The sequence below is a fragment of the Nesterenkonia massiliensis genome, from assembly GCF_000455245.1.
In the GTDB taxonomy this organism is placed as follows: Bacteria; Actinomycetota; Actinomycetes; order Actinomycetales; family Micrococcaceae; genus Nesterenkonia; species Nesterenkonia rhizosphaerae.
On record NZ_HG005165.1, the window covers coordinates 56,931 to 68,472 of the forward strand.

General features: G+C 63.6%; 9 protein-coding genes. 4 read left to right on the forward strand and 5 right to left on the reverse strand.

The annotated features are described in order from the left end of the window. Positions 1–13: 13 nt before the first annotated feature. Complete coding sequence (locus TX78_RS00290) at positions 14–3,502, forward strand: DNA polymerase III subunit alpha (RefSeq protein WP_044492696.1); 3,489 nt, start codon at positions 14–16, stop codon at positions 3,500–3,502. Here TX78_RS00290 and TX78_RS00295 read toward each other — a convergent pair. Then, entirely contained in the window at positions 3,482–4,996 is a 1,515-nt protein-coding gene (locus tag TX78_RS00295) for a nitronate monooxygenase (protein WP_081652453.1), read from the reverse strand. The genes TX78_RS00290 and TX78_RS00295 overlap by 21 nt on opposite strands. An 83-nt stretch (positions 4,997–5,079) precedes the next feature. Here TX78_RS00295 and TX78_RS00300 point away from each other — a divergent pair, with 83 nt between their 5' ends. Further along, a complete protein-coding gene (locus tag TX78_RS00300) occupies positions 5,080–5,982 on the forward strand; it encodes an ATP-grasp domain-containing protein (protein ID WP_044492697.1) in 903 nt (300 codons plus the stop codon). Here the strand turns inward: TX78_RS00300 and TX78_RS00305 are convergent. Genes TX78_RS00305 through TX78_RS00315 form a run of 3 tightly spaced genes read right to left on the reverse strand, consistent with a single transcriptional unit; the run spans position 5,967 to position 7,913 of the window. Further along, positions 5,967–6,371, reverse strand: coding sequence for a hypothetical protein (locus TX78_RS00305; protein ID WP_233722104.1), 405 nt, complete (start codon positions 6,369–6,371; stop codon positions 5,967–5,969). The two genes, TX78_RS00300 and TX78_RS00305, sit on opposite strands and share 16 nt — an antisense overlap. 11 nt (positions 6,372–6,382) lie before the next feature. Next, on the reverse strand, positions 6,383–6,994 hold the full coding sequence (locus tag TX78_RS00310) for a hypothetical protein (protein WP_044492699.1): 612 nt from the start codon (positions 6,992–6,994) through the stop codon (positions 6,383–6,385). Positions 6,995–7,043: 49 nt separating this feature from the next. Continuing rightward, positions 7,044–7,913 (reverse strand): EamA family transporter, encoded by an 870-nt coding sequence (locus TX78_RS00315; protein ID WP_233722105.1) that lies wholly within the window; start codon positions 7,911–7,913, stop codon positions 7,044–7,046. Positions 7,914–8,000: 87 nt separating this feature from the next. Here TX78_RS00315 and TX78_RS00320 point away from each other — a divergent pair, with 87 nt between their 5' ends. Together TX78_RS00320 and rpf are read left to right on the forward strand one after the other, a co-directional pair. Then, a complete protein-coding gene (locus tag TX78_RS00320) occupies positions 8,001–9,305 on the forward strand; it encodes an MFS transporter (RefSeq protein WP_044492700.1) in 1,305 nt (434 codons plus the stop codon). A 390-nt stretch (positions 9,306–9,695) separates the two neighbouring features. Further along, on the forward strand, positions 9,696–10,403 hold the full coding sequence (gene rpf / locus TX78_RS00325) for a resuscitation-promoting factor Rpf (protein WP_233722106.1): 708 nt from the start codon (positions 9,696–9,698) through the stop codon (positions 10,401–10,403). Here the strand turns inward: rpf and TX78_RS00330 are convergent. After that, positions 10,396–11,542 (reverse strand): ComEC/Rec2 family competence protein (locus TX78_RS00330; protein ID WP_158644276.1); only part of this gene is annotated, 1,147 nt, incomplete at its 5' end. The two genes, rpf and TX78_RS00330, sit on opposite strands and share 8 nt — an antisense overlap.

An 11,542-nucleotide genomic window follows, 5' to 3' on the forward strand; every position in this document is an offset into this window, starting at 1 on the left:
CGAGCCTGTGCCTATGACTGATTTCACTCACCTGACCGTGGCCAGTGCGTTCTCCGCCCATCATGGCACCAGCAGCCCGGAGGCACTGGTGGAGGCTGCTGCCGCCGACGGCGCCCGGATCGCTGCCATTACTGATCGCGACGGGCTCTACGGTGCGGTGCGCCATATACGCGCCTGCATCGCCCATGGGCTTGATCCGGTGGTGGGGGTGAACCTGCAGCTCAAAGACCGCCGGTCTTCGCAGATCACTGCGGCAGCGGAAGCCACTGCGCCGGCAAAAATCACTGCGCCTGCAAAAAATACTGCGCCGGCCGAGATCACCGTGCTGGCTCATGGCCACAATCATGGTGCTGGCTGGGCAGGGCTGGTGCGGCTGATCTCCTCAGCCCATGCGCCCAAGCGCGGGGCCAGACGGATCCCGCATGGGACTGCACACCGACCGGCGTGGATCACGCGGAGCCAACCGGCGGCGTTCATCCAGGACGACGACGGCGCCCCCACTGCCACAGTGCTGTTGGGAGCGCACTCTGATGTGGGCCGGGCGGTGCTGTCCGGGCAGCGCGAGCAGGCGCTGGGACTGCTTCAGGACTGGTGCCAGCGGCTGCCCGGCGGCGTCGTGGTCGATATTGTCTGCCACCACACCAAACCGGGACTGCCTGGCAGTCTGCGTCATGCCGCCCAGATGCTGCAGTTGGCAGTAGCCGCGGAAGTCCCTGCCGTGCTCAGCAACGCAGTGCGCTATAAAACTCAGGACGAGGCTGCCACCGGTGATGTGCTCGATGCTGCTGCTCATCTGTTACCGCTGGGGAAGTTCGCTGCCCAGCCCAATGCGCAGGCCTGGCTGAAGCCCGCTGAGCTGATGCACCGCCTGGCTCAGCAGATCGTGGAGGCTGCCGGGCTGCGTCCGACTGCTGCTCATGATCTGCTGGATCAGACCCAGCGGTTAGCACAGCGGTGCCGGCTGGATCCGCAGACTGATCTGCGCTGGCGGCAGCCTAAAGTCCCAGAGCTGGATGTACTCGGACTGCACAACGGCACTGGGCTGGCCCCTGATGAGATCCTCACCCAGCGCTGCCAGACTGCGCTGGATCAGCGCTACCCCCACGCCTCGAGTCAGGAGCTCAGCGAGCTGGAACAGCGGCTCTCCGATGAGCTGGGCACTATCCGCCAGTTCGGATTCAGTACGTATTTCCTAACCGTGGCAGATGTGGTGGATATGATCCGGCAGCAGCACATCCGTGTGCAGGCCCGTGGCTCAGGCGCCGGAAGCCTGGTCAACTATCTGCTGCAGATCTCCACCGTGGACCCCATGGAACACGGCCTGCTCTTTGAGCGCTTCCTGGGCAAGAAGCGCAGCACCCTTCCTGATATTGATGTGGACATCGAATCGGCCCGTCGCCATGAGGTCTACGAGGCGATCTTTGAACGCTACGGCCACCACCGGGTGACCCTGTTGTCCATGCAGAACCGGTACCGGGCTCGGGGTGCGGCTCGTGATGCCGGGCTCGCCCTGGGCCTGACCGAGGAGCGGATCGATCAGATCGCGCAGAATCTGTGGCGCTTCAACGCTAGGGAGTTTCGGCAGGTGCTCTCTTCCAAGCCGGAACTGCGGGAAGTGGCTGAGCTGGTGCGCGCCGAGCCGGAAGTCGATCTGCTGGTAGATCTGACCGAACGGCTGGACCGGCTTCCCCGGCATATCTCCATGCACCCCTGCGGGGTGATCCTCGGGGATGCCGATCTGCTCTCCCTGACTCCCACACAGCCTTCGGGGATCGGGTTGCCGATGTCGCAGTTCGACAAAGACGATATTGACGATATGGGTCTGCTGAAGCTGGATGTGCTGGGAGTCCGGATGCAGTCCACCATGGCCTATGCGGTCAAGGAGATCCAGCGGGTCAACGGTGCTCAGGCTGCGGAAGAGGGCGGCCTGCCGTCTGATGCCCCTTATATCTCTGCCGAAGGTGAGGTGGACCTTGATGCCTTGCCTAAAGATGATGAGACCACCTTCGCTGCCATCCGCACCACCCACACTCTGGGGATGTTCCAGATTGAATCCCCCGGTCAGCGGGAGCTGGTTGGGAAGCTGCAGCCAGATGCCTATTCAGATCTCATCGCGGATATCTCACTCTTCAGACCCGGACCGATGAAGGGCAATATGGTCACCCCCTTTGTGGAGCGCAAGCACGGCTTTGAGGACATCCGCTATCTGCATCCCCGGTTTGCGCCTTTCCTGCAGGACTCCTATGGGGTGGTGATCTATCACGAACATGTGCTGCGGATCCTCAGCGATGTCATGGGGATCTCGCTGGCGGAAGCAGATGAGTTGCGCCGTCGCCTGGAGAAGGACGCCGAACAGATCGAAGAACAGTTCCGGCGCCGGGCTGCAGAGAATAAGGACGCCGGAGTCCCACGCTTCAGCTCCGCAGAGATCGACCGTATCTGGGAGGCCCTGAAAGGGTTCGGCAGCTTCGGCTTCTGCAAGGCCCACGGTGCCGCTTTTGCGCTGCCCACCTATCAGTCGGCATGGCTGAAGGCCCATTACCCGGTGGAGTTCCTGGCCGGGATCTTTGAGCATGACCCCGGAATGTATCCGCGCCGGCTGCTGATGGCTGAAGCCCGGCGCATCGGCATCCCGCTGCTGCCCGTGGACGTCAATGTCTCCAGTGCGCAGTACCGGGTGGAGCGCGTCAACGCTGAGGAGAAAGGCATCCGGCTCTCGCTGCGTGATATTCGAGGTATCACCGAGGCTGAATGTGAGCGCATTGTGCAGGGCCAGCCGTATCATTCCATTGCTGATTTCTGGCGCCGGGCGGCCCCTTCCCGGCCATTGATGGTGCGCCTGGCCAGTATCGGTGCCCTGGATTCTCTGGCAGCAGATCATGAGCAGCGCACCTCCCGTGGTGGGCTCATCGCCTATGTTCGCCAGCTCACTGCAGCTCCGAAGAAACCCCGGTCGGCGCGAGTCGATGGGCCGGTGGACAGCGCGGAATCTCAGCCTGCGCTTTTTGCTGAGCATGCCTTGTTCAGCACCAAGGAACCAGAGCCCTCAGCCGAGGAGCGCATCAGCGCTGAGCTGGATGTGCTCTCCAGCGAGGTCAGCGGGCATGTCATGCAGACCTATCAGCCGCTGCTGGACGAGCTGGGAGTAACTCCAGCATCCCAGCTGCTGGATCTGCGCAACCATTCCCAGGTACTGGTGGCCGGCATTCGGGTAGCCACTCAGACCCCGCCGATGCGCTCAGGCAAACGTACCGTGTTCATCAGTCTCGACGACGGCACTGGCTGCGCTGATACAGCGTTCTTTGAGGAAGCTCAGCAGCAGGCTGGACCGCTGCTCTTCGGCACTAAGCTGATGGTCATCCGCGGGAAAACCCGACGTACCGGGGACCGCGGAGTTTCCATCCAGGCCGATGGAGCTTGGGACCTGAAGCAGCTGTGGGCCCAGTGGCAGCAGACTCATCAGGTGGATCTGCTCCAGGAATCAGAGACTCAGCTGGCCTGAAAGATCCCGCAGGATCTCTGCAGCAGGGCCCGGGCGGGCATGCCGCCAGCCGGTGCCCGCCCAGAGGTTCAGGCCCTCAGGGTCACCCGCAGCGGCAGCAGCCTGACGCATCGGTGAGGTCAGATAGTGCACCGCCGGGAACCCCAGCGGCGCGGAGGCCGTGAAACGTTCGGTGAAGTCATTGACCAGTGCACGTGCCGGTCGTCCGGAGAAGGCTGTGGTCACCACGGTTTCCCGGTGCAGCTGGGTCAGGGCCTGCTGATGTGCTGGCTGGGTGCCGCTTTCATCGCTGCGCAGCAGCACTGTGCCCACCACCGCGGCCTCGGCTCCCGTGTGAAGCAGGTCTTTCACCTGCTCGGCAGTGCCGATTCCACCGGCGCCCCACAGTGGAAGATCGGTGGCGGCACGTACCTGAGAGAGAAGCTGAAACAAGCCCGGCTGGGTTGAAGGCATCTGCGGTGACCATTCCTGTGGTGACCACGTCCCAGAGTGACCTCCGGCTTCGTGGGACTGCACAATGAGACCATCCACTCCAGCCTCTGTAGCCGCCAGTGCTTCGTCCACCGAAGTGACGGTCTGCACAGTCAACGCACCGGCCTGCTGAAGCCTGCGGATATCCTGCGCAGGTGCCAGTCCGAAGGTGAAGCTGACCACCGGTGGAGGGTTCTCTACCAGCAACTGCACTTTAGCGGCCCACGCGTCATCGTCTTCCCGGGGTTCAGGCAGCTTCACCTGATCATCTTCCTCAGTACCGGTCAGCGATTCATAGCGCTGGGCCCAATCGGTCAGCTGCTCCGCGTAGCTGGTGAACTCCTCTCGATCCACCGGCACCGGGTGAGGAGCGAAGAGATTAACACCAAAAAGCGAAGTCTGCTGCCGGACTGCCTGGATCTGCTGCGCCAGCTGCTCCGGGCTGCGGTAACCGGCGGCTAAGAACCCCAGAGCCCCAGCCTGGGCAGCGGCGATCACCAGCTCCGGGGTGCTGGGGCCGCCTGCCATAGGGGCTGCCACCACCGGCAGCTGTGCGCCGAGCTGCCCCAGAAGCTGCTGGCGCGCAGCGCGGCTCCGTTCAGCGCGCAGCCATGGAGCCACCTGTTCGCTCAGCAGCGGCGCCACGTCCTCGGCAGGCCTCAACTGTTCCAGCGGGATCCAGCGGATCTCTGCGATTTCTGCGGCAGGTCTCAGCTGACCCAGAAGATCATCGGCCACGGCGTCGAAAGTCACCCGAAAGTTGTGGCAGACCACCGTGTGATCAGGTTCGTTAGCCGCCGGAGCGGAGAACTCGCCCATGGGGATCAGTTGCTCAGGCTGCAGCTGAAGGCCCACCTCCTCGTGGACTTCGCGCAGCGCAGTTTCCGCCGGGTTCTCCCCCGGCTCAGGCTTGCCGCCCGGCTGCATGAACCGGCTGGTGCCCTGCTTGCGGACGGTCAGGACTCGACCTTCGCTATCGCTGAGGACCAGGGCTGCCACACGGATGATCTTTGATTCGCTCACCCGCTTGAGTCTACGTAAGCAGTCGCGAAGGGTTTAGGCTGTCGGCGGTAATACGCCTGACCAGCAGAAAGCAGGGGCCGAGGATGGCACGCGTTGGAGTAGTTGTCACAGATACTTATTGGGTTCCTGCAGGAGACCAGGACACCGGGCCGTTGATCTCGGCCCTGGACCGGCTGGGCATTGCGGCAGAGCCGGTGGTGTGGCATCAGTGGAAGGCTCAGGACGCTGAGCGGTTTGATCTGCTAGTGATTCGCAGCCCCTGGGACTACACCGAACGTGAAGCCGAGTTCCGTGCCTGGCTGCAGACCACCGGTGCGCAGCTTCCGGTGCTGAACTCACCAGAGCTGATCGAGTGGAATCTGGACAAGGTGTATCTGCAGCAGCTGCAGCACAAGGGCATCAGCATCGTGCCCACTACCTGGGTGAAGGATGCTGCAGAGCTTGACCAGGCGCTGGCCAGTTATGGCCAGCAGTGGACGGTGCTGAAGCCAAGTGTTTCTGCCGGCTCGCTGAACACGGAACTGCTGCGGGCCGACTCCGCTGAGGCCCTTGCGCTTGGTACCCGGATTATCGATTCGGGTCGGACCCTGCTGATTCAGCCAGAAGTTCCAGAACTCACCGCCGGGGATGAACGGGCACTGTATTTTATTGGCGGGGAGCACACCCACACCATCGCCAAAGGCGCATTGCTGGAACGTGGCGGCGGTCTGCTCGGCGGGACCTATCAGGAGCGCCCGCAGCTGGTGTCCGCCAGCGAGGATGAGCAAGCCTTCGGAGCTGCTGTGCTTTCAGCGGTGCAGGAGGTCACCGGAACCGGCATGCCGCTCTACGGACGCATCGATATTGTGACCACTGCGCAGTGGGGAACAGTGCTGCTGGAGGCAGAGCTGTTTGAGCCTGCACTGAATCTGCAACGAGCTCCCGAGGCCGCCGATGTGCTCGCGGCAGCAATTGCTGCTCGGCTGCCCGTTCAGGCCCAGGCTTGAATAGCCAGGTTGCCCAGGATTCCCAACAGTCCGGCCCAGATGTAGCTGGCCAGGGTGCCGATGATGAACCGCTCGGTGGCCTTGGCGCGGTGTTCAGACTTTGCTGAGCGCAACTCCGGGTAGCGTCCGAGCCCCTTCACCGCCAGCACCACCGCGATGGCTTCGGGGTATCCGGCCAGCACTGTGCCGGTGATGGCCAGCCGCTCCAGGACACCGATCCAGGTGCCGCCACGCAGTACACCTGGAGCGGAGCCTTTTGGTTCCACCCAGCGCAGGATTCCGGCCACCACAAAGAGCCCTGCGCCCATGGAGAGCAGCAGGGCGCTGGTCACAATCAACACGGTGATCACTACAGCCATCTCCTCAAATATCGGCAGCAGGCCTGACATCGTCGCCGGTTCTACAGGTGCCCTTCAGCGGTGCCGATCAGGGCGGCCACCACAGGACGCGCCCTGCGCTCCTCCTCCACCATGGCGGTTCGGGCCCGTTTGCTCACTGCCTGCGGCGAGATGCCAAGGTCAGCGGCTATCCGAGCCTGGTTCATTCCTTGTGCCTGACGGTCAGCTACGGCCCACCCTTCGGCAGAACGACGCCGCACCACCGCTGCCAGCAGCTGCAGCACCGCAGTAGCTTGACCTGCGGCGTCGTTATTGGCCCCCTCCACCACCACCGGCACCGGCTCTGCTTTGCCGCGGGCCCGCTCCACCGCGTTGCGGGCGTGGATGAACACCTCTCCCGAGCTTTGCCGCGGACTGCTGCCCAATGGAAGGTCTGCCGGGCCAGCACCCACACCGATAGCCCAGTCGCCTGCACGTACCAGCTGCAGCGTGAAATCCAGTGCGGTCTCGGCGTCGCTGAGCACTATCTGGACTTCATCTCCGACGGTGCGTTCCAGCGGCAGCAGGATGTGCTCGGCCCGCTCGTCCGCCCAGGGGCTGAGATCCTCGAGCAGGCGGCGCACCCTATCGCCGGTTTCCCGGCTGCGATGCTGATCAGCTGTCACCACGAACATAAATCAACCCTACAAGGTTGATACCCGCTAATCAACCCCTGAAGGTTGATCACCGAGGGGCACCTCGCAGGGTCAGTGCATTGGCGCTGATCACCAACCCGATCCCCACCCAGCCCAGTACCGGCAGCACCTGTCCTAGAAAAGCCGCCCCCACCAGCGCAGCGAAGAACGGATGAAGGGACATCCCGAGCCCGAAGATCAGCGGAGAGACTCGTCGCAGCACTATAAGGTCAAGGGCATATGGGACCGCAGAAGACAGCAGCCCTGAGACAACGGCGAAGACATAGGCCTCCCAAGGTGGCTGTACGTGAAGGACGATGACCACCCCCACCGGCACCATCACGCAGGCTGAGAGCGCCGTGGAGACTGCCGCGCCCTGAATGCCGGCTACCCGGCGTCCCACGGTTCGATTGGTCAGGATATACCCGGCCCAGCACAGCCCTGCCAGCAGCCCGAAACCCAAGCCCAGCAGGTCACTTGATGGACCAGGACGCGCCAACAGAACGACGCCGCCGAGTGCTAGCGCCGCGCACAGCCCGTCGCGCAGTCGGCGAGACGCAGCCAGAGCCACTCCCAGCGGCCCCAGGAACTCCAAGGTGACCGCGGTACCCAATCCCACACGATCCACCGCCGCATACAGTGTGGTGTTCATCCCTGCGAAGAAGATGGCCAACAGCACCAGTGGCCCCCACTGGCTGCGGGTATAGCGCCAAAAACGCGGCCGGGCGAGGGCAGAGAGCACGACGGCGGCCACTAACTGTCGCGCAGCAACCACGGCCACCGGCCCCATAGTGCTGAAGGCCAGGGAACCCACCGCGGCACCGGACTGGGTACTCAGTGCCGAAGTGGCCATCATGGCAAATCCTCCGGTGGTGCCAGGTTTCGGCGGGCCCGAAGGCGGCTGTGGCTCAGGGGACATGAGCTGATTCTGCACCAGGACCGGCCAGTGGCCCAAGAACTGCTTCGAAGGCCAACGACCTGCTACCCGGATGCATACAATCACCAAGTGTCTCGCTTCTTCGCCGACCTGACTCCGCTGCGGGTGTCCCAGGCCTACCGCCGACTGTGGCTGGGCAATGCCCTGGCCGCCATCGGCGCCCAGTTGACCCTGGTGGCGGTGAGCCTTGAGGTCTACGCGCTTACCCAGTCCAGCTTGTACGTGGGCTTGGTGGGGCTTTTCGCCCTGGTGCCGCTGGTGGTGGCCGGGCTCTACGGGGGCGCGGTGGCTGATGTCTATGACCGGCGGAAGGTTGCCCTGGTCTCTGGGTTCTTCCTCTGGCTATCCATCTGCGGAATCGCCGCCCATGCATGGATGGACGTGGAGAACGTTTGGCTGCTCTATGGACTGGTGGCTCTCCACTCTGCTGCGCAGGGAGTCAACCAGCCCACTCGCAGCGCCATCATCCCGGCCCTGGTCGGGCACAAGTTGCTGCCAGCTGCGAATGCGCTGAATATGATGACATTCAACTTCGCAATGATGGGCGGCCCCCTGCTGGCAGGCGTGCTGGTGGCCACTGTGGGCTACGCCTGGACGTATTCGATCGACGTCGTCGCTTATCTTGCTGCACTGTGGGCACTGTTCAGACTGCCCCCACTCCCACCGCAGAAAGATGAGACCGACGGCGCTGGCCCTCAGCAGCACCGGGTAGGAGTTCGCTCCGTGGTGGAGGGACTGGTGTTCCTGCGGACCCGCAAGAACGTGCGCATGACGTTCCTCATGGACTTCGCCGCGATGATCCTTGCAATGCCGCGCGCCCTCCTGCCGGCCATCGGCGCGCTGCTGGTCGGCGGCGGCGAGCTGACAGTGGGCATCCTCCTGGGAGCACTGGCAGCAGGTTCATTCCTCACCGGCGTGTTCTCGGGACCGTTGATGCGGATACATCGCCACGGTGCTGCTGTGACCTGGGCTGTGGCCGCATGGGGCGGGTGCATTGCCGGCTTCGGCGCGGTGGTGTGGCTGGCCTCCGGTGAGCCTGTGCCCCCTGATGGGTCACTGACGTGGTGGGTGTGGCCAGCTGCGCTGCTTCTGCTGCTGGCCGGTGTCAGTGATGCAGTGGCCATGATCTTCCGGCAGACCATCCTCCAGTCAGCTACACCAGATCACCTAAGGGGCCGCCTGCAGGGGGTCTTCATCGTGGTGGTGGCCGGTGGCCCGCGCTTGGGGGAACTCGTCTCTGGAAGTGCCGCGGCCGCTGTTGGCGAGTCCCTCACCGCGGTGGCCGGAGGAACCCTGTGCATCCTCACAGTGTTTGTCCTGGCCCGCAGATTCCCCGGATTCCTGCGGTATGACTCCCGAAATCCCACACCCTGAGCCCGATTCACAAGAAACTCACAGAAAGAAAGATCACAGGTCGATAACGGGCCGATATCCGCGGAATTCTGCGGTTCTTGGGCCTTCTAGAGGCTCTCCCGCCTAGTTGACGCAATACTTTTGAGACCTTTTACTTGATGGCGGACATCTTCTGTGATGTGGATGTGACTTTTGGGCTCCCTCTTCCCCGGCCCATCACATCGGTCCGCACCAGTGCGGGCGAACATCCCAGAAGCGCTTCGGCTGGCACTCCCGACGCCGTCCATCCGCCAGCTGAAGAGACACGTAACCGTGACCCAGTGAGGAAAGGAGTGCAGGGCGGCGGCGCAGGACCCGGGAGGGTCCCCATGCGCTAGGGAACTTCGCATACGCAGAACAATGAAGACTTCCATGGCTTTCAAGAAGATCCTCGGCGGCTCTATGGCCGCTGCAACCCTGGCCGGTGCCGCTGTTGTGGCGCAGGCTCCTGCAGCCAGCGCCGCTAGCGAATGGGACCGCCTTGCCGAGTGCGAGTCCGGCGGCAACTGGTCCATCAACACTGGCAACGGCTACTACGGCGGTCTGCAGTTTTCCCTGCAGTCCTGGCAGGCCGTGGGCGGCTCCGGCTACCCGCACCAGGCTTCCAAGGGAGAGCAGATCAACCGCGCATCAAAGCTGCAGGCTATCCAGGGCTGGGGCGCATGGCCCGCATGCTCGGCTCGCCTGGGCCTCTCCGGCACTCCTAGCGCCGCTCCGGCCCCTGCTCAGAACCAGCAGCAGTCCGCTCCGGCCCCTGCAGCTCCGGCCCCGCAGCCAGCTCCCCAGGCTGCACCTGCACCCCAGCAGTCCGCACCTGCTCCGGCTCCGCAGCAGTCGGCGCCTGCACCGCAGCCCCAGACTGAGCAGCCCCGCAACCTGGCACCGGCTTACAGTGCCGAGCCGAACACCTCGGTGGAGGTCTCCGAGGAGACTTACACCGTTCAGTCCGACGATTCGCTGAGCTCCATCGCCGCTGAGCTGGGTGTCGAGTGGACCGATCTGTGGGGTGCCAACCAGGACCTGGTGGAGGATCCCAACCTCATCTACGTCGGTGACGAGCTGAAGCTGCCCGTTATCTGATTCCTGTGGTCTCAAGCTGGCCCTGGGCATAGCTGAAGACCACAGTGCCGTGCTGATCGGTGCGGTAGACGGCTGACTCCAGCCTCTGGAGCATCCCGGTGATCTCCGGTGCAGGATGGCCGTAGCTATTGTCCTCACCCACACCGATCAGCGCGACAGAAGGTCTGGTGAACTCCAGAATCTCGGTGCCGCCATTGGCTGCACCGTGGTGAGGTACCTGCAGCACATCAACATGCTGAGGCAACGCCTCACGAGCCAGCAGAAGATCAGTGGCCTCCTGTTCGAGGTCCCCGGTACTCAGCAGGCGCAGCGGATCGTTCGCGGGTCCGTCTGCGCCTGCTGAGTACTCGTGTATCTCAAAGAGCACAGCCAGCGAATTGTCGTTGGGATTGCGGTGATAATCCGCCGCTGCCCACACCGTCCAGGTCACCGGAAAAGCTCCTTCATGGATACCGCGGTCCCCGATGCGGGCCCGCTCAGCTGAGACCTGAACAGACTCCGCCTCCGGGGCCTCATCCAGCTGCCAACCCGCGCTGGCGGAGTACAGCAGCCGGCGAACATCTGCCGCCTGTTCTACCCCGGGCATGCCGCCGTAGTGATCACGATGTTCGTGGGTGATCATCAGTACTTCCACCTGCTCAATATCCAGGTGGTTCAGGCATTCCTCGGCCGCTGCGGGTTCCTCCCCAGTGTCTACAACAATCCCAGCCTGCGCCGCAGTCCGGATGACCAACATGTCCCCCTGGCCCACATCGCACAGCGCGAAGCGCCAGTCCCCCGGCAGCCTCTCCTCCCCCAAGGCGGTCAACGGGACAATCAGCGCCAGCACTGACGCCGCAGCGCTGACTAACACCCCCGTTTCAGCGCGACCAGGCCACTGCGCGGCAATCAGCAGTCGGCACAGAATCAGTGCTGCAGCCAGGTACAGCAGAACTAACACCACCCCGAGCCAACCAGCAGGCCACGGCGCCAGTGCCTGCGGCAGGCTGCTTGCACCACGCCCGATGAGCCCAATACCGGCTGCTGGAACACCGGCTGCCCAGAGTAGCACCTGACTCACTCCCGGCAGGGTAGTAGAGAGCACTGCTGCCAGCGTCCCGGGGACGGTCACCAACGGCAGCAGCGGGCCGGCCAGAATA